Source organism: Micromonospora sp. CNZ286 (genome assembly GCF_014207755.1).
The window spans coordinates 6,683,578-6,705,185 of sequence record NZ_JACHIZ010000001.1; the positions used below are offsets into that span (position 1 = coordinate 6,683,578).

The 21,608-nt window shown below is 73.2% G+C and carries 24 protein-coding genes and 2 tRNA genes; 11 read left to right on the forward strand and 15 right to left on the reverse strand.

Annotated features, from left to right (window positions below; genetic code table 11):
• Positions 1–2: 2 nt before the first annotated feature.
• The 3 genes from FHX31_RS30105 to FHX31_RS30115 are packed head-to-tail and all read left to right on the forward strand — an operon-like array spanning position 3 to position 1,950.
• Positions 3–380, forward strand: a complete 378-nt coding sequence (locus FHX31_RS30105; RefSeq protein WP_184977600.1) for a DUF1048 domain-containing protein — start codon at positions 3–5, stop codon at positions 378–380.
• Positions 377–1,189: an ABC transporter ATP-binding protein gene (locus FHX31_RS30110; protein WP_184977601.1), complete on the forward strand. Its 813-nt coding sequence runs from the start codon at positions 377–379 to the stop codon at positions 1,187–1,189. Before FHX31_RS30105 ends, FHX31_RS30110 begins: the two co-directional genes overlap by 4 nt.
• On the forward strand, positions 1,186–1,950 hold the full coding sequence (locus FHX31_RS30115) for an ABC transporter permease (RefSeq protein WP_184977602.1): 765 nt from the start codon (positions 1,186–1,188) through the stop codon (positions 1,948–1,950). The genes FHX31_RS30110 and FHX31_RS30115 overlap by 4 nt, the downstream gene beginning before the upstream one ends.
• A gap of 24 nt (positions 1,951–1,974) precedes the next feature.
• Here FHX31_RS30115 and FHX31_RS30120 read toward each other — a convergent pair whose 3' ends face one another.
• A complete protein-coding gene (locus FHX31_RS30120; RefSeq protein ID WP_013283258.1) occupies positions 1,975–2,349 on the reverse strand; it encodes a VOC family protein in 375 nt (124 codons plus the stop codon).
• A gap of 174 nt (positions 2,350–2,523) precedes the next feature.
• Here FHX31_RS30120 and FHX31_RS30125 point away from each other — a divergent pair, with 174 nt between their 5' ends.
• The 4 genes from FHX31_RS30125 to FHX31_RS30140 all read left to right on the forward strand — a co-directional run bounded on the left by FHX31_RS30125 (position 2,524) and on the right by FHX31_RS30140 (position 5,924).
• Complete coding sequence (locus tag FHX31_RS30125; protein ID WP_184977603.1) at positions 2,524–4,293, forward strand: proline--tRNA ligase; 1,770 nt, start codon at positions 2,524–2,526, stop codon at positions 4,291–4,293.
• A gap of 54 nt (positions 4,294–4,347) precedes the next feature.
• Positions 4,348–4,767, forward strand: coding sequence for a CBS domain-containing protein (locus tag FHX31_RS30130; RefSeq protein WP_013283256.1), 420 nt, complete (start codon positions 4,348–4,350; stop codon positions 4,765–4,767).
• Between the two features lie 78 nt (positions 4,768–4,845).
• The gene (locus FHX31_RS30135; protein ID WP_013283255.1) at positions 4,846–5,271 is read left to right on the forward strand and encodes a SufE family protein; all 426 of its coding nucleotides are present in this window, start codon (positions 4,846–4,848) and stop codon (positions 5,269–5,271) included.
• 20 nt (positions 5,272–5,291) lie between these two features.
• Complete coding sequence (locus FHX31_RS30140; protein WP_184977604.1) at positions 5,292–5,924, forward strand: DsbA family oxidoreductase; 633 nt, start codon at positions 5,292–5,294, stop codon at positions 5,922–5,924.
• Between the two features lie 36 nt (positions 5,925–5,960).
• Here FHX31_RS30140 and FHX31_RS30145 read toward each other — a convergent pair whose 3' ends face one another.
• The 4 genes from FHX31_RS30145 to FHX31_RS30160 form a co-directional block, all read right to left on the reverse strand.
• Positions 5,961–6,509 carry a YbaK/EbsC family protein gene (locus tag FHX31_RS30145; RefSeq protein ID WP_013473323.1) on the reverse strand — a complete coding sequence of 183 codons (549 nt, stop codon included), beginning with the start codon at positions 6,507–6,509 and terminating at the stop codon, positions 5,961–5,963.
• Positions 6,510–6,568: 59 nt separating this feature from the next.
• Complete coding sequence (locus FHX31_RS30150; protein WP_013283252.1) at positions 6,569–6,766, reverse strand: hypothetical protein; 198 nt, start codon at positions 6,764–6,766, stop codon at positions 6,569–6,571.
• Between the two features lie 36 nt (positions 6,767–6,802).
• A complete protein-coding gene (locus FHX31_RS30155) occupies positions 6,803–7,615 on the reverse strand; it encodes an SDR family oxidoreductase (RefSeq protein ID WP_236619339.1) in 813 nt (270 codons plus the stop codon).
• 213 nt (positions 7,616–7,828) lie between these two features.
• Positions 7,829–9,205, reverse strand: a complete 1,377-nt coding sequence (locus FHX31_RS30160) for an MFS transporter (RefSeq protein ID WP_013283250.1) — start codon at positions 9,203–9,205, stop codon at positions 7,829–7,831.
• Between the two features lie 210 nt (positions 9,206–9,415).
• Here FHX31_RS30160 and FHX31_RS30165 point away from each other — a divergent pair, with 210 nt between their 5' ends.
• Positions 9,416–13,915, forward strand: a complete 4,500-nt coding sequence (locus FHX31_RS30165) for an HAD-IC family P-type ATPase (protein ID WP_184977605.1) — start codon at positions 9,416–9,418, stop codon at positions 13,913–13,915.
• On the opposite strand, the gene FHX31_RS30170 is transcribed toward FHX31_RS30165, so the two are convergent.
• Both FHX31_RS30170 and FHX31_RS30175 read right to left on the reverse strand, forming a co-directional pair.
• Positions 13,912–14,859 (reverse strand): L-threonylcarbamoyladenylate synthase, encoded by a 948-nt coding sequence (locus FHX31_RS30170; protein ID WP_184977878.1) that lies wholly within the window; start codon positions 14,857–14,859, stop codon positions 13,912–13,914. The genes FHX31_RS30165 and FHX31_RS30170 overlap by 4 nt on opposite strands.
• Before the next feature lie 89 nt (positions 14,860–14,948).
• On the reverse strand, positions 14,949–15,539 hold the full coding sequence (locus FHX31_RS30175) for a helix-turn-helix domain-containing protein (protein WP_184977606.1): 591 nt from the start codon (positions 15,537–15,539) through the stop codon (positions 14,949–14,951).
• A 65-nt stretch (positions 15,540–15,604) separates the two neighbouring features.
• Here FHX31_RS30175 and FHX31_RS30180 point away from each other — a divergent pair, with 65 nt between their 5' ends.
• Positions 15,605–16,195 carry a dienelactone hydrolase family protein gene (locus FHX31_RS30180; protein ID WP_091330512.1) on the forward strand — a complete coding sequence of 197 codons (591 nt, stop codon included), beginning with the start codon at positions 15,605–15,607 and terminating at the stop codon, positions 16,193–16,195.
• A 3-nt stretch (positions 16,196–16,198) separates the two neighbouring features.
• Here FHX31_RS30180 and FHX31_RS30185 read toward each other — a convergent pair whose 3' ends face one another.
• The 4 genes from FHX31_RS30185 to FHX31_RS30200 are packed head-to-tail and all read right to left on the reverse strand — an operon-like array spanning position 16,199 to position 18,178.
• Positions 16,199–16,888, reverse strand: coding sequence for a PH domain-containing protein (locus FHX31_RS30185; protein ID WP_184977607.1), 690 nt, complete (start codon positions 16,886–16,888; stop codon positions 16,199–16,201).
• A 42-nt stretch (positions 16,889–16,930) separates the two neighbouring features.
• Positions 16,931–17,479 (reverse strand): hypothetical protein, encoded by a 549-nt coding sequence (locus FHX31_RS30190; RefSeq protein ID WP_013473317.1) that lies wholly within the window; start codon positions 17,477–17,479, stop codon positions 16,931–16,933.
• Positions 17,480–17,489: 10 nt separating this feature from the next.
• Positions 17,490–17,876: a VOC family protein gene (locus tag FHX31_RS30195; RefSeq protein ID WP_013283243.1), complete on the reverse strand. Its 387-nt coding sequence runs from the start codon at positions 17,874–17,876 to the stop codon at positions 17,490–17,492.
• Entirely contained in the window at positions 17,873–18,178 is a 306-nt protein-coding gene (locus tag FHX31_RS30200) for an ArsR/SmtB family transcription factor (protein ID WP_013283242.1), read from the reverse strand. Before FHX31_RS30200 ends, FHX31_RS30195 begins: the two co-directional genes overlap by 4 nt.
• 51 nt (positions 18,179–18,229) lie before the next feature.
• Between FHX31_RS30200 and FHX31_RS30205 the strand changes: the two genes are divergently transcribed.
• Positions 18,230–18,796, forward strand: coding sequence for an AAA family ATPase (locus FHX31_RS30205; protein ID WP_013473316.1), 567 nt, complete (start codon positions 18,230–18,232; stop codon positions 18,794–18,796).
• Between the two features lie 122 nt (positions 18,797–18,918).
• Positions 18,919–19,950 (forward strand): DMT family transporter, encoded by a 1,032-nt coding sequence (locus FHX31_RS30210; RefSeq protein ID WP_013473315.1) that lies wholly within the window; start codon positions 18,919–18,921, stop codon positions 19,948–19,950.
• Between the two features lie 252 nt (positions 19,951–20,202).
• Here FHX31_RS30210 and FHX31_RS30215 read toward each other — a convergent pair.
• The 4 genes from FHX31_RS30215 to FHX31_RS30225 form a co-directional block, all read right to left on the reverse strand.
• Positions 20,203–20,278: transfer RNA gene (locus tag FHX31_RS30215), tRNA-Ala, on the reverse strand.
• Between the two features lie 10 nt (positions 20,279–20,288).
• Complete coding sequence (locus FHX31_RS32475; protein WP_013283222.1) at positions 20,289–20,417, reverse strand: DLW-39 family protein; 129 nt, start codon at positions 20,415–20,417, stop codon at positions 20,289–20,291.
• Positions 20,418–20,460: 43 nt separating this feature from the next.
• Positions 20,461–20,534: transfer RNA gene (locus tag FHX31_RS30220), tRNA-Ile, on the reverse strand.
• A 144-nt stretch (positions 20,535–20,678) separates the two neighbouring features.
• Complete coding sequence (locus FHX31_RS30225) at positions 20,679–21,605, reverse strand: DUF3566 domain-containing protein (protein ID WP_013283221.1); 927 nt, start codon at positions 21,603–21,605, stop codon at positions 20,679–20,681.
• Positions 21,606–21,608 lie beyond the last annotated feature (3 nt).

Genomic DNA, 21,608 nt, shown 5'->3' on the forward strand with positions numbered 1-21,608 from the left:
GCATGGCCGCGAAGTGGATCGAGACGCTCGTCGGATCGCTCGACCAGAAGAAGCAGTACAAGCGGCACATGGCCCGCATGGAGGCCCTGCCGGAACCCCATCGCAGCGCGACCAAGGCGCTCCAGCGGTACTTCATGTACCAGGGCGGGATCGTCGACGGGAACACACTCGTCGCGATGCTCGGCGACTCCGTGGACCTCTGGGAGCGCGCGGTCGCCGACAACACGCCCGTCCGCGCGATCGTCGGCGACGACCCGGTCGAGTTCGCCGAGACGTTCGTGTCCGCGTACTCCGGGAGGCAGTGGATGGACAAGGAGCGCGAGCGCCTCCGGAAGGCGATCGACGCCGCCGCCGGCAACAGCGGGGAGGAACACTCATGACCACCGCGACGCGCGAACCCGCCATCCGGGTTCGGGGCATCATCAAGTCCTACAAGGACCTGCACGTGCTGCGGGGCGTCGACCTCGAGGTGACGGCCGGGAGCATCTTCGCTCTGCTCGGCTCGAACGGCGCCGGAAAGACCACGCTCGTGCGGATCCTGTCGACGCTGCTCAAGGCGGACAGCGGCACCGCGACCGTCCACGGCTTCGACGTCGCTTCGGTTCCCGCCGAGGTACGCAAGTCGATCAGCCTGACCGGCCAGTTCGCCGCCGTCGACGAAGTGCTCACCGGCCGGGAGAACCTGGTCCTGGTCGCGAAGCTCCGCCACCTGAGGAATCCGGGTGCGGTCGCCGACGACATGCTGGCCCGTTTCTCCCTCACCGACGCCGGGAACCGCCGGGCGGGGACGTACTCGGGCGGCATGCGCCGGCGGCTGGACATCGCGATGAGTCTCGTCGGCAACCCGCCGGTCGTGTTCCTCGACGAGCCGACCACCGGCCTCGACCCGCAGGCCCGCATCGAGGTCTGGCGGACAGTGCGGCAGCTCGCCGAGGACGGCACCACCATCCTGCTCACCACCCAGTACCTCGACGAGGCCGAGCAACTCGCCGACCGGATCGCGATCCTGCACGAGGGAACGATCATCCAGAACGGCACTCTCGCCGAGCTGAAGCGGCTCCTCCCGACCGCGAAGGTCGAGTACGTCGAGAAGCAGCCGACCCTTGAGGACGTCTTCCTCGCCCTCGTGGGCCACACCGCCAGGGCCTCCGACAAGGCAGCCGTGCCCGCAGGAGAGGAATCCCGATGACCATCCACGTCCTCAGCGACACCGGAACCCTCACCGGCCGTTCCCTGCGGCACATCCTCCGCAGCCCGGACACCATCATCACCACGGCGGTCACCCCCGTCGCGCTGATGCTGCTCTTCGTGTACGTGCTAGGTGGAGCCATCAACACCGGATCCGGCGAGTCGTACATCAACTACATGCTGCCGGGCATCCTCCTCATCACGATCGCGTCCGGCATCGCCTACACGGCGTACCGCCTGTTCCTCGACATGCAGGGCGGCATCTTCGAGCGCTTCCAGTCGATGCCGATCCCGCGGCCCTCAGTGCTCTGGGCGCATGTCCTGACCTCGCTCGTCGCCAACCTGGCCTCGCTCGTGATCGTCACAGGCGTCGCCCTGATCATGGGATTCCGGACGGGCGCATCGGTGGTCGGCTGGCTCGCCGCAGCCGGCATCCTGATCCTGTTCACCCTCGCCCTGACCTGGGTCGCCGTCATCGCGGGCCTGTCCGCCAAGACCGTCGACGGCGCGAGCGCCTTCAGCTACCCGCTGATCTTCCTGCCCTTCATCAGCTCGGCCTTCGTCCCCACCGACTCGATGCCCGGCCCGGTCGCCTGGTTCGCCGACAACCAGCCGGTGACATCGATCGTGAACACCCTCCGCGCGCTCTTCGCTCAGCAACCCGTCGGCAACGACGTCTGGATCGCGCTCGCCTGGTGCGCCGGCCTGCTCCTGGCCGCCTACACCGCCGCGACGGCGATCTACCGCACCAAGGTCAGCTAGCCGGCCGTAGGAGCCGGTCACCCGTCACAGGTAGAGGCAGAACGGGTGACCGGCCGGGTCGAGGTGCACCCGGACGTCGTCCTGCGGCTGGAAGTCGGCCAGTGTCGCGCCCACCGACACCGCGTACGCCGAGGCGGCCTCCAGGTCGTCGACCTTGATGTCCAGGTGGGTCATCATCGGCGGGTCGCCGGGCCCGGCGGGCCATACCGGGCGCACGTAGGCCGGCTCGTCCTGGAAGGCCAGCCAGGTGCCGCCGTCCGGCGGAGCCAGCACCACCCAGTCGGACTCGTCCTCGCGACGGGACCAGCCGAGCAGCCGCTCGTAGAACGCGGCCAGGTCCTCTGCGGACGGCGCGTCCAGCACCGTGGTCGTCAGCTTCATCAGCGGTCGCTCAGCCATGCCGCATTCCTACCCGACCCCCGCGACGTTTGCTGGACCGTCCGCGCCAGCTCGGCGGGGTGGCGGTATCGACACCAGTCGGATGCCGCCACCTCGCCGAGCTGGCGACGATCGATCCGACACGAGCGCGGAAAGGGATCGCCCGGTCGTCCGCTCGCGCCATAAGCTGCGCCAATGCTGCTGCGCATGTCGACCCTGCTGCTCCGGACCCTGCGCGAGGACCCGGCCGACGCGGAGGTGCCGAGCCACCGGCTGCTGCTGCGCGCCGGTTACGTCCGCCGGGCCGCGCCGGGCGGCTACACCTGGCTGCCGCTGGGCAAGCTCGTGCTGGACCGGATCACCGCGATCGTGCGGGACGAGATGACCGGAATCGGCGACCAGGAGGTGCACTTCCCGGCGCTGCTCCCGGCCGAGCCGTACCGGACAAGCGGGCGGTGGACCGAGTACGGGGACGACATCTTCACGCTCGCCGACCGCAAGGGCGCCGAGCACCTGCTCGCGCCGACCCACGAGGAGCTGGCCGCGCTGCTGGTGAAGGACCTGTTCACCTCGTACCGGGACTTCCCGGTGACGCTGTTCCAGATCCAGACCAAGTTCCGCGACGAGGCCCGGCCCCGGGCCGGTCTGCTGCGCGGGCGCGAGTTCCTGATGAAGGACGCCTACTCGTTCGACCTGGACGAGGCCGGGCTCCAGGCGGCGTACGACCGGCACCGGGCCGCCTACGAGCGCGTCTTCACCCGGCTCGGCCTGGACTTCACCACTGTCCACGCGATGTCCGGCGCGATGGGTGGGTCCGCCTCGGAGGAGTTCCTGGCCGCCACGCCGGTCGGCGAGGACACGTTCGTCGGCTGCACCGCCTGCGACTACGCGGCGAACACCGAGGCGGTGGTGACCCGCGCCCCGGCCGCCGGCGACCCCGACGCGTACCCGCCCGCCGAGGTGCACGACACCCCGGAGACGCCGACCATCGCTGCACTGGTCGAGCTGGCCGAGGCCCGGGAGCTGGGCGGGCGCACCGGCTGGACCGCCGCCGACACGTTGAAGAACGTGGTCCTCACCGTCCGACGGTCCGGCGCCGAACAGGGCGAACCGCTGGTGATCGGCCTGCCCGGCGACCGCGAGGTCGACCTCAAGCGGGTCGAGGCGGTGCTCGCCCCGGCCACGGTGGCGGTCTTCGAGGACTGGGACGCGCACCCGGAGCTGGTCCGCGGCTACATCGGCCCGCAGATCCTGGCCAAGCACGGCATCCGCTACCTGGTCGACCCCCGCGTGGTGCCCGGCACCTCCTGGCTGACCGGCGCGAACGAGCCGGGCCGGCACGCCACCGACGTGGTGTGCGGGCGCGACTTCGTACCGGACGGCACGATCGAGGCCGCCGAGGTGCGGCCCGGCGACAGCTGCCCTGCCTGCGCCGACGGCGAGCTGACCATCCGGCGGGGCATCGAGATCGGGCACATCTTCCAGCTCGGACGCCGGTACACCGACGCGTTCGCGGTCGACGTCCTCGGCCCCGAGGGCAAGCCGGTCCGGCCCACGATGGGCTGCTACGGCATCGGCGTGTCCCGGGCGGTCGCCGCAGTGGCCGAGCAGCACCACGACGACCGGGGGCTGGTCTGGCCCGCGGCGGTCGCGCCGTGCGACGTACACCTGATCGCCGCCGGGAAGGGGCCGCAGCTCGACGCGGCGCTCGACCTCGGCGGGCGCCTCGCCGCCGCCGGCCTGCGGGTGCTGGTCGACGACCGCACGCACGTGTCCGCCGGGGTGAAGTTCACCGACGCCGAGCTGATCGGCATCCCGCGCGCCGTCGTGGTCGGCCGCCGCCTGGCCGAGGGGTACGTGGAACTGCGCGACCGGGCCACCGGCGAGCGCACCGAACTGCCGGTGGAGGCCATCGTGGAGCGCCTGCGCGACGAGGCGGGCGCGACGCGCCGCGACGGGGTGTAGCGAGCGCGCCACCGGGTACCGCAGACGGATCGACCAAAGCGTTCGGAGGCTCTCATGTTCCGCGTCAGTGACGTGATGACCAGGCAGGTGGTCTACCTCTCGGCGGAGACCCCGTTGGACGAGGCGGCCCGGGTGATGAAGGAGTCGGACATCGGCGACGTGGTGGTGACCGACGGCGCCACGCTCGCCGGCATGCTGACCGACCGCGACATCGTGGTCCGGGCGGTGGCCGAGCGTGCCGACCCCGGCACCACCACGATCGGCTCGATCATCACCCGCGAGGTGGTGATGATCGAACAGCACTGCACGGCGAACGAGGCGGCGGCGCTGATGCGCGAGCGCAACATCCGCCGGGTGCTGGTGTGCGACAGCGACCGCAAGCTCGTCGGCATCGTCTCCCTCGGTGACCTCGCCATGCAGCTCGACCCCCACTCGGCGCTCAGCGACATCAGCGAGGCCGCGCCGAACGTGTGAGCGCGGGCTCCGCACGTGCGGCGGGGCCCCGCTCGGCACCGCCGGGTGGCGACGCGCGGCGGCGGATAGCCTCGACCCATGCCCGAGATGCCGACCAAGCTGGCCGAGATCGTCGACGAGTTCGCCGCCGCGCCCCGCGACGTCGTCCTGGAGATGCTGCTGGAGTTCGCGGACGTGATCCCGCCCCTGCCCGAGGGTGTGAACCGGGAGGAACTGGAGCAGGTCCCCGAGTGCCAGACCGCGTTCTTCCTGCGCGCCGAGGTGAACGCGGACAAGACCGTGAGCACTGTGTTCGACTGCCCGCCGGAGGCGCCCACCACCCGGGCGTTCGCCGGCATCCTCGCCGAAGGGCTGGCCGGGGCGAGCGCCGAGGAGGTGCTCGCCGTACCGGACGACCTCTACCAGCGGATGGGCCTGGCGCAGGCGATCAGCCCGCTGCGCGTACGCGGCGGCACCGCCATCCTGGCCCGGCTCAAGCGCCAGGTCCGGGAACAGATCTCCTGACCCGCGGGTTGTCGCTGGTCATGGACATCGAGATCTACGCCGACGTGGTCTGCCCCTGGTGCTGGATCGGCAAGCGCCGGCTGGAACAGGCCCTGGAGTCGTACGACGGCGAGGTGAACGTCCGGTTCCGGCCGTTCCAGCTGGACCCGACGCCGGTCACCGAGCCGAAGCCGCTGCTGGAGGCGCTCGGCGACAAGTTCGGCGGGCGGGACAAGGCCGAGGGAATGGCCGCGCACGTGACGGGCGTCGCCGCGGGCTCGGGCCTGGACCTGCGGTTCGACCGGGCGGTGGCCGCGAACACGTTCGACGCGCACCGGCTGGTGCGTTTCGCCACCGAGCACGGGCGCTCCGCCGAGATGGTCGAGCGGCTCTACCGGGCGCACTTCCACGACGGCGTCGACGTCGGCTCGATCGACGCGCTCGTCACGCTGGCCGGCGAGGCCGGGCTGGACGAGACCGAGGCGCGGCAGTACCTGGAGTCGAACCTGGGCCGCCGGGAGGTCGCCGCCGACCTGAGCACCGCCCACCAGCTCGGCGTCTCCAGCGTGCCGACCTTCGTGCTGGCCGGAAAGTACGCGGTCACCGGCGCCCAGGAGCCGGAGACGCTGCTCGCCGCGCTGCGCGAGGTGGCGCAGCGCGAAGCGGCAGCCTGATGTTTCACGTGGAACAAGATCGATGCGGATGAGGACCTAGGCCGGCCTGGCCAGGTCCTCCACCACCCTCGCCCCGGGCAGCGCGCCGAGCGCCGGCCCGGGCAGGGCGATCTTGCTGTGCCGTACGCCCGAACCGATGATCACGTGCGGCGTGGCGATCACCCGGGAGTCGACGAGGATCGGCCAGTCCGCCGGCAGGCCGATCGGCGTGATGCCGCCGTACTCCATGCCGCTCGACTCGACCGCCTCGGCCATCGGCGCGAAGCTCGCCTTGCGCACGTCGAGCAGCTTGCGGACCACACCGTTGACGTCGGCGCGGGTGGTGGCGAGCACGACACAGGCCGCGTACCGGGTCTCGCCGCCGCGCTTGCCGGCGACCACCACGCAGTTGGCCGACTCCTCCAGCCCCACCCCGTACGCCTCGCAGAAGGCAGCGGTGTCGGCCAGGTCGGCGTCGATCGGGGCGACCAGTACGTCGTCCACGTCCACCGGGGCCTCGGCCGGCCAATCCTGCAGGGCCGCGGCGACCGGCGGGGCGAGCAGGTCGAGCCGGGTCCGGGCCGGCTCCGTCTTCAGCGTCCCCATCATGCCGCGATCCTCGCACCCGCCCGGCGGATCGACCGGCCGGACCCCGCCCCCGCCCTTCAGTTGGGATTGGTGAGGAACGCGTTCTCCTGCGCGAAGTCCCGGCTCTCGGTCGTGGTGAGCTGCCGGCGGCGCAGCACCTCGGGACGGTTCGCCTCGGCGTCCTCGATGCCGTGCCGGACGCCGACCCGGATCACGCCGTAGAGGAAGACGAAACCGAAGACGTACAGGACCACTGTGGCGACGAAGACCAGCATGCGGTCACCGTAGGCCGGTGCGGACCCGACCGTTTCTCATCTTCCGGCGGTTCCCCCGTACGTGTCCGCGAGGTGGTCGGCCCAGGTCCGGGTGCCGGTCGGCGTGGCGGTCGTGGTGAGGCCACCCGCGCGCAGCTCCCGTCCGAGCCGGCCGGGGATCCGGACCGGCAGCAGCGGACGGCGTACCCGCCGGGCCGCGAGCCAGGCGCGGGCCGCGTCGTCGTAGCGCAGCACCTCCGGTCCGCCGAAGTCCTCCACCCGGTTCGACGGTCCGGCCAGCAGCAGAACGGCGAGCCGGTCCGCCACCTCACCGGGGTCGACCGGCTGGGCGAGCACGGCCCGGTCCCCGATCACCGGGCCGAGGCGGCTCGCGCCGCTGAGCAGCCCCTCCAGAAACTCCGGGAACTGGGTCGCCCGCAACACGCTCCACGGCACCGGTCCGGCGGCCACCACCTGCTCAGCCGCGAGCTTGTGCCGGTAGTAGCCGAGCGGCACCCGGTCGACGCCGACGATCGACACGAAGACCAGGTGACGTACCCCGGCGTGACCGGCCGCCACCGCGAGCCGGCGGGTGCCGAGCACGTCGATGTCGTGGGTGCGCCGCTGCGGCGACGAGGCCAGGTGCAGCACCGCGTCCACCCCGGCGACCGCCTCCGCCAGCCCGGCGCCGGTGGCCAGGTCGGCGGTCACCCACTCGACCCCGTCCCCGGTACGCGGCCCGCGGCTCATCGCGCGCAGCGTGAAGCCCTCGTCCCGCAGCCGCGGCACCGCCACCCGCCCGAGCCGCCCGGTCGCCCCGGTCACCAGCACCCGCATCGCCCACTCCTCCCGCCCACGCGCAACCGCCACACCGCGGCTCCCCGATGGGACGGAACGCCGACCCGGATCGTGACAGCCGCCCGCCCCCGCCCCTTTCACCCCGATCCTGCGCCCCCGAGGGCCACCTCGGCCCTGCCCTCCCTTTGTTGACCAAGGAGTTCGTGTCGGACGGAGGCTCGAAGACCGACCCGAACTCCTTGATCAACCGGCAGAGGGTGGGAGGGCGGGGGCGGGCAGGGCGGGTCAGGGGGTGGGGCGGAGGACCACCCGGCCGGCCAGCAGCAGGCCCAGCAGGCCGCAAGTGGCTGCCACAGCCAGCGTGGTCGCGAAGCCGGCCGGGCCGGGGGACGCACCGGCGGCCAGGACCGCGCCGGTGAGCGCCAGCACTGTGGCGGCGGCGAGCGAGTCGCCCAGTTGCAGCGCGGAGCTGTTGCGGCCCTGCTCGGCCGGGGCGGACTGCTCCAGGGTGAGCACCGACAGCGACGGGTAGAGCAGGCCCATGCCCAGCCCGGCCACCGACCAGCTCAGCACGGCCGGCAGCACCGGCAGTCCGGGCACCAGCGCCGACGCCACGCCCGCCGTACCGATCGTGATGCAGGCCAGCCCGGCCCGGGGCAGCGTCGCCGCCGAGCGGGGTGAGCGGATCCGCCCCTGGATCCACGAGCCGACCGACCAGGACAGCGCCCCGACCGTCAGCACCAGGCCGGCGCCGGTGGGCGAGAAACCGCGCTCCCGGGACAGCATCAGCGGGATCACCACCTCGGCGGCCACGAACGCCGCCGACGCCAGCGCGCGCAGGCCGATCACCGTCGGCAGTCCCCGCGCCGCGCGCAGGAACCCGGCCGGCAGCAGGTGCGGCACGCAGACGAACAGCCCGGCCAGCGCCCCGGCGATCAGGGCGGCGGCGAGCACGCCGCGCTGCTGCCCCCCGTAGTGCAGCAGTGCGGCGCTCGCCCCCGCCCCGCAGGCCCAGCCGATCCGGGCCAGGGCACCCGCCGGCGGCCGGGTCGCCACGGTGGCGGTCAGCGCCCGCAGCCCCGGCTGGACCAGCAGCGCCGCCGGGATCGCCACCGCCGGCACCGCGAGGAACACCCACCGCCAGCCCAGATGTTCCACGATCAGTCCGGCCAGGGCCGGACCGACCAGCGACGGCACCACCCAGGCCGCGGCGAACGCGGCGAAGATCCGCCGCCGCAACTGCTCCGGGTACGCCTGCCCGACGACCACGTAGAGCGCCACCGAGACCAGTCCGGAGCCGAAGCCCTGCACCACCCGCCCGACGACCAGCACCTCCATGGTCGTGGCGGCGCCGGCCACCACGAGCCCGGCGACGAACCAGACGACACCGTGCCACATGGCCGGGCGCGGCCCGCGCGCGTCGCACCAGATGCCGGAGGCGACCATCGCCACCACGCCGGAGGCGAACGAACCGCCGAACGCCAGCGCGTACAGGCCGAGCCCGTCGAGGCTGCGCGCCACGGTCGGCATGGCGGTGCCCACCGCCAGCGCCTCGAACGCGAGCAGGGACACCAGGGCGACACTGCCCACCGTCATCGCCCGCAGGCGCGGCGACCAGAGGTCGACGGGTGGATCAGCCGGAACGGCGGTGGTGCTGGTCATGGCGTTCAGCCTCGGACCTCACCCCCGGTTGAGGTCAACTGTGGCGCGCGTCTCGTCGGCCGGGAACGGCGGGGCGATGCCCGGAAACTTCTGCCGTCGGGGTGGCATAACGGACGCCGCGCCGGGAAGTCGGGCCGCCGGGACGAGACCGGGAGGCGAGATGGCGTACGGCTGCGACACCTTCAACCGACTGCCCGGCCGTACGACTCGATGACCTCGCTGGGACGGTTCGCCGGCCTCCTGCTGTCGCCGACGGTCGTACCGGAGACCGCCGCGCGCGTCGCGCGTACCGTCGGTTCGGCCCTGCCCACTGATGCCGTGCCGGCCCGGGTCAGCGAGGTGGCGGGCAGCGTCGGTACGGCGGCGGCCCGGCTGGCCCGCCTCACCGGGCTGACCAGCCGCCGCGTGTGGTCGCAGGACGGCCGCCACCACATCGAGGTGCACGGCGTCTGCCAGGACGGCGGCGACCGGCTGGCCCGTCAGGTCGAGGCGGCGCTGGAGTCGATGCCGGGTGTCGCCTGGGCGCGGGTGAACGCGCCGTCGGGCCGGGTGGTGGTGGCGACCGGGGATCCGGCGCCGAAACTGCGCGACCTGATCGCCACGGTGGCACGCGTGGAGCAGACCTGCCCGTACGAGCCGGACCCGGAGATCGAACCGCCGCAGCCGCCCGAGGACGGCCCGCGTACCGCGCGGACGTTCGGCGCGCTGCTGTCCGACGTGCTCGGGTTGAGCATCTCCGCTGCCACCCGTGTCCTGCCGCTCACTCCCATTCCCGCCGAGGTGGCCGGTCTGCTCGGCGCTGTCGACCTGCACCCGAAGCTGCACGCGCTGGCCGGTCTGGGCATCCGCGCCGACCCGCGCGCCGAGGTGCTGTTCCCGCTGGCCGAGGCGGTGGTGCAGGGTCTCACCGGCGGCTGGGCGGGCATCGTGCTGGACGGCGCGCAGCGGGTCGTGCAGTGGGGTGAGGGCGCCGCTCAACTGAACGCGTGGCGGCGGGCCGAGCCGCACCTGACCGGTGACCCGGAGCGGGCTGTGGCCCGGGTGCCCGACGGCGAGCGGCCCTGCCCGGTGCCGGACGGGCAGCCCGAGCGGTACGCCAAGCGGGTGCTTCCGGCCGGCGCGGTCGCCGGGGCGGCGGCGCTGCCGGTGCTGGGGCCGAAGCGCGCAGCCGCGCTGGCGCTGTCCTCGCTGCCGAAGGCGCCCGGCTCCGGCCGGGAGGGGTACGGCGCCCAGCTCGGCCGGATGCTCGCCCGGCGCGGCGTGATCGCGATGGACCGCAGTGTGCTGCGTGAGCTGGACCGAATCGACACGGTGGTGCTCGACGCGGCGGTGCTCGGTTCGGACCGGGGCGTCCTGGCCGATCTCGCGCCGCTGGCCGACGCCGACACCGGGCAGGTCGCCGCCCGCGCGTTCGCGTTGTTCGACCCGGCCGAGCCGGACGCGGTACGCGCCGCCGAGGGCTGGCGGATCGGCCCGCTGGACCGCCTCGGCGCCGACGATCCCGGCGACACCCCGGACAGCGCCCGGCTGCGCGCCGACGGTGGACGGCTGCTCGGGCTGGCGGAGAACGGCCGGCTCGCCGCCGTACTGCGGGTCGAGCCGGAGCCCGCGCCGGGCGTGGACGCGCTGGCGTCGGCCGCACGGCAGGCGGGCCTGCGGCTCGTGGTCGGCGGCGCGGACGACGGCCGGTACGACTTCGCGGACCTGCTCGTACCCGGTGGTGCCCGGCTCGCCGACGCGGTGCACGACCTGCAACGCGAGGGCGCCGTGGTGATGGTGGTCTCCGGTGAGCGGTCGGCGCTCGCCGCCTCGGACTGCGGCCTCGGCGTGTACGGCCCGGACGACCTGCCGCCGTGGGGCGCGCACCTGCTGGTCGGTGACGACCTGCGGGTACCGGCCCTGCTCGTCGACGCCGCCGGGGTGGCCCGCCGGATGACCGAGCAGAACGTCCGGATCTCGATGGCCGGCAGCGGGCTCGGCGCGCTCGCCGCGTTCACCGCCGACCGGCGGCGGCTGCCCCGCCCGACGCTCGCCGCGGTGAACGGCGCGGCGGCGCTCGCGTTCGCGCACGGCGTGTTCCGGGCACACCGGCTGCCGGACCGGACCGGCGCACCGATGCCCGCGCTCACCGCCTGGCACCTGATGCCGGCGCAGACCGTCCTGGACCAGCTCGCCACCGACCCGTCCGGGCTTGCCGAGGACGAGGCGGCCCGTCGCCGGCGCGTCGAGGTCGGCGACGAGCACGGCCCGGCCGGGCTGCTCCGCGCGTTCGTGGAGGAGCTGTCCAACCCGCTCACCCCGGTGCTGGCCGCCGGTGCGGTGCTCTCCGCCGCGTTCGGCTCACTGGTCGACGCGGCACTGGTGGGCGGCGTGGTGGGCGGGTCCGCGCTGGTCGGCGCCGTGCACCAGCGCAACACCGAACGGTCCCTGGCCGAGCTGCTGTCCCGCTCGGCGGTCACCGCCCGGGTGCTGCGCGACGGCGCCGAGCGGGTGGTGCCCGCCGAGGAGCTGGTCCGCGGCGACGTGATCACGGTCAGCTCCGGGGACGCCGTACCGGCCGACTGCCGGGTACTGACGAGCGACGGGCTGGAGGCGGACGAGTCGTCACTGACCGGCGAGTCGCTGCCGGTGGCGAAGAGCCCGGAACCGGTGGTGGCGGCGGCCATCGCCGAACGGCACTCGATGCTGTTCGAGGGCACCACTGTGGCCGCCGGGCACGGCACCGCAGTGGTGGTGGCCACCGGTGCGGAGACCGAGGCCGGGCGGAGCCTCGCCATGGCCCGGCAGGCCCCGCCCGCCAGTGGCGTGGAGGCGCGGCTCGGCAGGCTGACGAGCAGCGCCGTACCCCTTGCGGCCGCCTCGGCGATCGCTGTCGCAGGCGCAGGGCTGCTTCGGGGCGTACCCCTTGCCGAAACGGCGGCGACCGCCGCGAACCTGGCCGTGGCGTCGGTGCCGGAGGGGTTGCCGTTCCTGGTCAGCGCCGCGCAGCTGGCGGCGGCGCGGCGGCTGGCCGAGCACGGCGCCCTGGTCCGCAACCCCCGGACCATCGAGGCGCTGGGCCGGGTCGACGTGCTCTGCTTCGACAAGACCGGCACGCTCACCGAGGGGAAGTTGCTGCTGGCGGGGGTGGGTACCGGTGACGGCCGGTACGCCGTGCTGGACGAACTCGACGAGCAGCTCCGGTCGACGCTGGCCGCCGCGGTGCGGGCCACCCCGGCCGCGGCGGATCCGGACGAGTTGCCGCAGCAGACCGACCGGGCGGTACGCCACGGCGCGGACGCCGCCGGGGTGACCGAGCGGACCGGTGCGGCGGAGTGGACCGCCAGGGCCGGGCTGCCGTTCGAGCCGTCCCGGGGCTACAGCGCCACCGTCGGCCGGGCCGCCGACGGGCTGCTGCTGAGCGTGAAGGGCGCCCCCGAGTCGGTGCTGCCGCGCTGCGCGTCCCGGCGCACCGCCGAGGGTGACCGGCCGCTTGATGCGGCCGGACGCGAGGAGGTGCAGGCCATGCTGGCCGGGCGGGCCGGTGCCGGGCATCGCATCCTCGCCGTGGCCGAGTGCCAGGTCTCCATCGAGCAGGTGAGCGACGAGCAGGTCGACGGGCTGGTCTTCGTGGGTTTCCTGACGCTCGCCGACGGGGTGCGGGAGAGCGCACGGCCGGCGGTGGCCCGGATCCGGGCGGCGGGCGTGCACACCGTCATGATCACCGGTGACCACCCGGCCACGGCCGAGGCGATCGCCGCCAAGATCAGCCCGGACGACGGCGGGCAGCGCGTGGTCACCGCCACCGATCTGGACCGGCTGGACGACGCCGCGCTCGCCGAGCGCCTGATGGCCACCGACGTGGTGGCGCGTTGCACGCCCGCCCACAAGGTACGGATCATCCAGGCGTTGCAGCGCCAGGACCGGACTGTCGCGATGACCGGTGACGGTGCCAACGACGCGCCCGCGATCCGGCTCGCCGACGTCGGCATCGCGCTCGGCCAGCGCGGCACTCCCGCCGCCCGCGCGGCGGCCGACCTGGTGGTCACCGACGACCGGCTGGAGACGATCATCGCCACGCTCGTCGAGGGACGGGCCATGTGGTCGTCGGTGCGGCACGCGCTGAGCATCCTGGTCGGAGGCAACCTCGGCGAGATCGCGTTCAGCGTGCTGACCGCCGCCGCGACCGGCCGGTCCGCGCTGACCGGCCGGCAACTCCTGCTGGTCAACCTGCTCACCGACCTGGCACCCGCGCTCGCCATCGCGGTCCGCCCGCCCGCCGACGACAGCGCCGACCATCTGCTGCGGGAAGGGCCGGACTCGTCGCTCGGCGTCACCATGACCCGGGAGATCGGGCTGCGCGCGGCGTCGACCACGCTGGGCGCGACCGCCGGCTGGACGATCGCCAGGTGGACCGGCACCCAGCGGCGTGCCAGCACCGTCGCGCTCGCCTCGCTGATCGGCACCCAGCTCGGCCAGACAGTGCTGGCCGGCGGCACCAGCCCCAGCGTGCTCGCCGCCACCGCCGCGTCGGTCGGCGTGCTCGTGGCTGTGGTGCAGACGCCGGGCGTCAGCCAGTTCTTCGGCTGCACCCCGCTCGGCCCGGTGGGCTGGACCATCGCCACCGGGTCGGCGCTCGGCGCGACGTTCGCCAACGGTGCGCTGACCAAGCTGGTCGACCGCCTGCCGCAGCCGGGTTCGCATCGGCGACCCGACGCCGACCAGTCCTAGCGCCAGGTGGCGGCGGCCCGGCGCAGCCGGTCGTTTATCGCGCGGCCCACGCCGGTCTCCGGCACCGGCTCGGCGACGATCTCGGTCACCCCGGCCGCGTCGAGCCGGTGCAGCGCGTCGAACAGGCGCGCCGCCGCCGCCGTCACGTCGCCGTCGGGCGACAGGACCTCCGCCGCCGCCCAGTCGCCGTCCGCCGGTGGCTCCCGGAAGGCCAGGAAGCCCCGCCGGCCGCCGCCGGGCTCGGCCGCCGCGCCCAACCGCAACGGGGTACGCGGGGCGTAGTGCGCGGCGAGCGTCCCGGGCGCGACCGGCTGGCCGGAGCTGCCCTGGCGCACCTCGACCGGGCCGACCGCCTCGACGAGCGCCTCGACCGGCAGCGCGCCCAGCCGCAGCACCACCGGCCGCTCACCGCGCGCGTCCACGATCGTCGACTCGATCCCGCACCGGGTGGGCCCGCCGTCGAGCACCACGTCCACCGCGCCGCCCAGCCCGGCCACCACGTGCTCGGCCCGGGTGGGGCTGAGCTGGCCGAACCGGTTCGCGCTCGGCGCCGCCACCGGCACTCCGGCGGCGGCGATCAGCGCCCGCGCCGACGACTCGTCCGGTACGCGTACCGCCATGGTGTCCAGACCGGAGGTGACGATCGGCGGGATGATCTCCGGACGGTCCACGATCAGGGTGAGCGGGCCGGGCCAGAACCGCTTCGCCAGCTCGGCCACCGCCGCGGGCACCTCTCCCACCAGCGCGGCCAGGTCGGCGGCGTCGGCCAGGTGGCTGATCAGCGGGTCGAAGCTGGGCCGCGCCTTCGCCTCGAAGATCCGCGCGGCGGCCCGGGCGTCGAGCGCGTTGGCGCCCAGCCCGTAGACCGTCTCGGTGGGAAAGGCGACCAGCCCGCCGGCACGCAGGACGGCGGCTGCCTCGTCGATGCCGCGCTCGGCCGGCAGGACGCGCGGGGATCCGGTGCTCACGCTTCCGACGCTAGCCTGCCCGGTTCGCCGTCCCGGCAAGACCCTGCCGTCGCGTGGTGGGGCCGTCAGTCGCGTGGGTCGGTGGCGGGGTCCGTGTCGGGGAGCGTGGGCGCGTCGGTGGGGTAGAGGCCGGCGGCGAAGCCGTACACCTGGTCCCCGGCGCGGGGGATCTGCGCGAACCGCCGGGCCAGCGCCTGCACCTCCGCCCAGAACTCGCGGACGTCCTCGATCGGGATGCGCGCGTGCACGAGCGTGCACCGCAACTCGTCGGCGGCGTGCGCGGCCGCCGCTTCGGCTGCCGCCTCGGCGAGCGCGTTGATCCGGGACACCACCTGCTTGTCCTCGGCCCGGCTGAGCGCGCCGACGTAGTAGGTGCGGGCCACCCGCCCGTAGAACCGCTCCTCGATGGCGCGTACCCGGCGGGTCCGCACCACGCGCAGCAGACCGGCGTCGACCAGTTGGTTCACGTGGTACGCCACGCTGCTCTTCGGCCGGTCGACGGCGCGGGCCATCTCGTTGACAGTGGCGGCGCGCTCCAGGAGCAGTTCGAGCAGCGTGCTCCGCAGCGGGTCGGCGAGCGCACGCAACTGCTCCGGAGCGGTGACCACGAGCAGGTCGTCGAGGTCGTAGTCCGGGATTCGCTCATTGACCGACATTTCTCGACCGTTCTAAGATTCTGGTTCGTTCGACAACTCTGGTCTGACAACTCAGGAGTGTAGTGATGGCCGAGATCGTGCTCTTCCACCACATTCAAGGGCTCACGGACGGCGTCCGCGCGCTCGCCGACTCCCTCCGGTCCGGTGGCCACACAGTCCACGCCCCCGACCTCTTCGACGGCGAACGGCCGGCCACCATCTCCGACGGCGCCGCGCTGATCAAGCGGATCGGCGGCGACGTCCTCGACCGGCGCGCCGACGCGCTCGTCGCCGACCTGCCCGCCGGCCTCGTCTACGCGGGCGTCTCCTGGGGCGCCGCCATCGCCCAGCGGCTCGCCCAGACCCGGGCCGGCGCCCGGGCCGCCCTGCTCTACGAGGCCTGCCTGCCGGTGACCGGCGAGTGGGCGATCGGCCCGTGGCCCGACGAGGTGGCGGTGCAGGTGCACGGCATGGAGCGTGACCCGTTCTTCGGGCTCGAAGGCGACGTCGACGCCGCGCGCGAGCTGGTGTCGATCGTCGGTCCCGAGCGCGGCGAGCTGTACGTCTACCCCGGCGACCGGCACCTGTTCACCGACAGTTCGCTGCCCTCGTACGACGCCGAGGCCACAGCGCTGGTGGTGAGCCGCAGCCGCGAGCTGCTCGACCGGCTCGGCTGACGCCTACTCGTCACCGCGCAGCCGCGCCAACGCGGCCGCGTACTCGGCATCGGTCAGCACCCCGCGCTCGTATTGCCTGGTCAGCGCATGGATGTCGCGCCGCTGCGCGGCGCTCGGAGCGGGCCGCCGGATCTGCCCCGGCGGGACCGGACGGTCGGTGCGGACCGGATCCGGCGCCGGGCTCGCCGCCGCGCGCTGCTCCGGGGGCCGGGCGTTGCGATGGCACTCCCGCAGGTTCGCGAGGATCTCGTCGTAGTGCTCCGGCCAGGTGACCAGCCGGGTCAGCTCCAGGCGGAACGGCCGGACGACGGCGCCGGACTGGATCGGCGTCTGCACCGGCTCGCCGTCGATCCGCTCGATGACGATCGCGTCGCGTCCCACGTCCAGGCCCACGATCGAACCCGTACCGCTGTGTATCTCCGCAACCGACGCCCACGGCACTGTGGTCGTGCGGAGCAGCGAGCGCGAGCGTACGCCGACAGGACTCACCCAGACGCCGAGCATCGCGCGGCGGACCGCGACGGCGAGGCCGACGGCGTTCCACACGCCGAGGAACACCGCATCCCGTCCCGGCATCCTGCCGCTCCTGACCTCGAACACGAGGAGCACGAAGAAGCCGACCGCCAGCACCGCCACGACCATGAAGCCGGAGGTGGTCAGGTCCAGCGAGTACGGGCGCCGCCACACCGTCATGCGGCCAGAGTGACCGATCGTGTCCAGCGGTTCCGCGCGGAGTCAACGACCTCTCGCCAACTCCACGACCTCGGCGAGGCTCACGACCCGGTCGCACTCGTCGTCGGTCAACGTGTTGACGAGTGCCTTGGCGGCCTGGGCCTGGGGAGTCGTGGGCAGGGCGCCGGCCAGCAGGTCCGGCAGGACCAGCTCGTAGCCGACCCGCGCCCGGGGTGAGTAGCGGTGGCGGCTGCGGGTCACCGCCGTGGCCACGCGCAGCGCGTGCTCGTTGCCGGGCGGCACGTGCGGGCGGTCGCGCTCCCGGGCGCCGAACCGCATCCGGTGGCGGAACTCGCACGTCTCGCACGTCGCCGGTCCGGCGGTCAGCCGTGCCCCGCAGTCGGGACAGGTCAGCCGGTCCACCGCGCCGTCCACGGTCCGCCAGTCGTACGCCCCGGGGTCGTCGACGACGAGCCAGGCCAGCTCGCTCTCCTCGGGCGAGCCCGGCGCCACGTCCAGCTCACCGCGCAGCCGCGCCCAGGCGTCCCGGATCTCGTCCTCCAGGCACGCCACCGCGACCGCCAGCGCCGGGCTACGCCACGGTCCGGCCACTGTCGACCCGCTACCGGTACTGTGCGATCTGGATCAGGTTGCCACAGGTGTCGTCGAACACCGCCGTGGTCACCGGGCCCATGTCGACCGGCTCCTGGGTGAACAGCACGCCGAGGCCCCGCAGCCGGTCGTGCTCGGCGGCCACGTCGTCCACCGCGAACTGCGTCAGCGGTATCCCGTCGCCCGCGAGCGCCTCCTTGAACGCCTTGGCGGCCGGGTGCGCGTCGGGTTCCAGCAGCAGCTCCACGCCGTCCGGGGCGTCCGGCGAGACCACAGTCAGCCACCGGTACTCCCCGGTCGGCACGTCTGTCTTCTTCACGAAGCCCAGCACCTCGGTGTAGAAGCGCAGTGCCTTGTCCTGGTCGTCGACGTACACGCTGGTGAGGTTGATTCTCATGGATTCTCCTGGGTGGGTGCGTCGGACCTGAGCCATCGCTCGGTGATGGACCGCAGCGGCCGGGTGTCGAGGTGGTGGAACTTGTAGCGGCCCTGCCGCCGCGTGACGATCAGGCCGGCGGCCTCCAGGACGTCGAGGTGCTGGGAGATCGCCTGCCGGGACGAGCCGACCTGGTGCTTGGTGGCCAGCCGGCCGCAGATCTCGAACAGGGTCTGACCGTCGCGCTCGGTCAGCTCGTCGAGGATCAGGCGGCGGGTGGGATCGGCCAGCGCCTGGTACAGATCGCCCACGTCACCCACCATAGGCAAGTGTCGGCTTGCCTATCAAGAGGCTTTCTGCCAACGGAGGACGTCATGCCCGGATTCATCCTCACCGGCGCTCCCGGCTCCGGTAAGACCGCGATCCTGCGCCACCTGGAGGTCGACGGCCATCCCGTCGTGGAGGAGGCGGCGACCGACGTGATCGCGCTGCACCAGGCGCTCGGCCGGCCCGAACCGTGGCGGGAGCCGGACTTCGCCGAGCGGGTGCTGGCTCTTCAGCGGAGGCGTCGGCGCCGAGCCGAAGCGCACGCCGGGGAGATCGTCTTCCACGACCGCTCACCCGTCTGCACGCTCGCGCTGTGCCGCCACCTGGGGTCGACGCCGCCGTCCGCCCTGCTGGACGAGGTCGAGCGCCTGACGACGGAACGCCGCCACTACGAGCGGACCGTCTTCTTCGTACGGAATCAGGGCTTCGTCGAGGCGACCGCCGCCCGCCGGATCAGCTTCGAGGAGTCGCTCGTCTTCGAGCGCGTCCACGAACTGACGTACCGCGACGCGGGATTCGACCTCGTCGAGGTGCCCGCGGGACCGCTCGCGACGCGGGTGGCCGCGATAAAGCAGGCGGTCGATCGTCTGCGCGCCGCTAGGGTGCGGACATGACGTTCCGCGTTGTCTCGCCGCCACCGGTCACCCGGTAACGACGCCGTTCACCGAACCCGGCTTTCGATCCAGAGCCCGGGTGCGTTCGCGGTGCCCGGGCGGCGACGACAACGGAGAATCCCGTGCGCAGAAATCTGCCCCCGACCGTGGGGCGAGGAACCCTGTACATCCTCCTGGCGGCAATCGCCTGGGGCACCGGCGGCGCCGCGGCGGCCGTCCTCTACGACACCAGCGGGTTGGGCCCCGTCGCCGTCTCCTTCTGGCGGTTCGCGGGCGGCGTCCTGCTGCTCGCCGCCGGACACCTGACACGTCGGCGACCATCCTCGCGTATCCGGGTCGTCAGCACCCGGCCGCGCCACAGGTGGCGGCAGGTCGTGACGACAGGCGTAGGGCTCGCCGTCTACCAGACGGCGTACTTCGCCGCAGTGGGGTACGCCGGTCTGGCCGTCGCCACCATGGTCACCCTGGGCGCCGGGCCGGTCCTCATCGCCCTCGGTTCACGCCTGGCCCTCGGCGAGCGACTCGGCCGATCCGGCGGAGTCACAGTCGTGACAGCACTCGTCGGCCTGGTCCTGCTGCTGGGCGGTGGTAGCGCCGGCAGCGCCCCGGCTCCGCTGCTGGGGTTGGCCTGCGCGCTGCTGTCCGCGGCCGGGTACGCAGCCGTCACCCTGCTCAACCGGAAGCTCGGCCGAGACGGCGGCTGGCACACTCCGCTACTGGGCGGATTCGCCGTCGGAATGATCTGCCTGCTTCCCCTGGCCCTGCTCGAAGGGATCCTGCCCACCGCCGGTGACATCCGTCAGACAGTGGGCCTGCTCGCCTTCCTCGCCGTGGGGCCCACCGCCGTGGCGTACACCCTGTTCTTCGCCGGGTTGGCCTCGGTCCGGGCGACCACCGCGTCGGTCATCGCGCTCGTGGAGCCGGTGACGGCGGCGCTCATCGCGGTGCTCCTGCTCGACGAACGGCTCACAGTGACCGCCGTTCTCGGGTCGATCGTGCTGCTCGCCGCGGTGGTCACGCTGATGCTCGGCGAACCCGGGCCGGCGCCGTCGTCGACTGCGGCGCTCAGGGACCGTGACGCCGACATGCGGAACCGCCGCCGGCCTCGACGAGCGAGGGCCGGCGGCGGTGTGGCGACGCGCCGTCCGGGGTGACGGATCAGCCGGCGAGCTGGCGCCGCACCGAGTCGGTGTCCATCAGGTACGACATGAACTTGAACTTGACGTACTGCTGCACGAGCTAGGGCATCACGTGCTCCAACACCGCAGCCGGAAGGTCGGCCGGGTGCAACGCCGATCAGATCATGAACGGTTCGCCGAGGCTTTCGTTGATCGATGGAAGCCGACTGCCGAGGCGGCACGCGACACAACTGCATCGACAGCCGCTGATGATCCGGCGAAATGATGTGGTGGAGCCCAGGGGACTCGAACCCCTAACCCCTGCCTTGCAAAGGCAGTGCTCTGCCAGTTGAGCTAGGGCCCCGTGACGGCGTTCAGCGCAGGTCCGGCGCCGTGGTCGCCTCGTGCCACAGGGCGCGCTCGTCGTTCGAGGCCTTGACCTTCTTGGCCACGACGGCGGCCACACCGACGATGCCGGCCAGGATCAGGAGCTTCTTGAACATGTGCTTGACCCCTCGCGCTCGACTGTCGTCGGACGATGTGCGGTGGGGCTAGCTGGAATCGAACCAGCGACCTCAGAGTTATCAGCTCTGCGCTCTAACCGACTGAGCTATAGCCCCGCGTAGCGACGAGCTAGGTTAACCCATCGCCTCCACCGCGCCCAAATCGGGGGTCTGTGGTGGGAAGCACCCGCGCCACCTCGAACCTACCCGGACGCACGACGCCGGGGCGACCGCTTTACGCGGTGCCCCGGCGCCGGTCGATCAGTCCCGCTCGGCGAGCGTCAGCTCGATCCCGCCGACCAGGTCGGCGCAGACGTTGTAGACGAACGCGCTGAGCGTGGCCAGCGCGGTGAACAGCACGACGTTCACCAGGCCGATCAGCGCCGACGTCAGGATCACGCCCTTGGCGGTGATCCGGAAGCCGCCGCCACCCTGGCCGCCGCCGGCGTTCACCAGGTCGGTGAGGCTGTCGTTGACGCTCTTGAACACACCCATGGCGTCCAGCGCCAGGTAGAGCACCGACGTCGCCACGACGACCACGATGAAGAGCACCACTGACACCGCGAAGGCGAACTTCATCACCGACCACGGGTCGATCCGCTTCAGGTTCAGCCGGGCCCGTCGCGGTCCGCGCGACGCGGCCGAGCTGACCGAGGTACGCGCGGCGCGTACCGCCTCACCCACGCGCGCGGCGCCGACGGCGGCCGCGCCGCTGATGCCCGGCGGCAGGCCGCCGCCGTTGGCGGGCCGGGCCTGGGCGCTCGCGGCGCCGCTCGGGCGCGAGCCGTCGGGCGACGTCTTCGGGGCGGTGCCCAGGCCGGCACCGATCCGCGGCTGCGTGCCGGTCGTCCCGGTGGAGGCCCGGCCGGCGGCCGACGGGGTCTTGATCGGCTGGGTGCTCGTGGCGTTCGCGGGCTTGGCGGCCGGAGCGGCCAGACCGTCGGCCGACGTCGGCGCGTCGACCTTGGTCTCGGCCGAGTCCCGGGAACCGGAGTCCTCGGCCGGCTTGTCCGGAGGCGGGGCCATGCCGGGAGCCCGGGTGAACTTCGGGGCAGGCGCGTCGGCGGGAACCGTGGCCCGGCCCACAGCCGCGCGGCCGGTCGCTGGTGTGCCGCCCTGCGCGGCCTCCTCCTCGACCGGAGTGGCCGAGGTCCCCTTGTTCCCCGACTTCGCCTGTGTCTCCGTCATCAA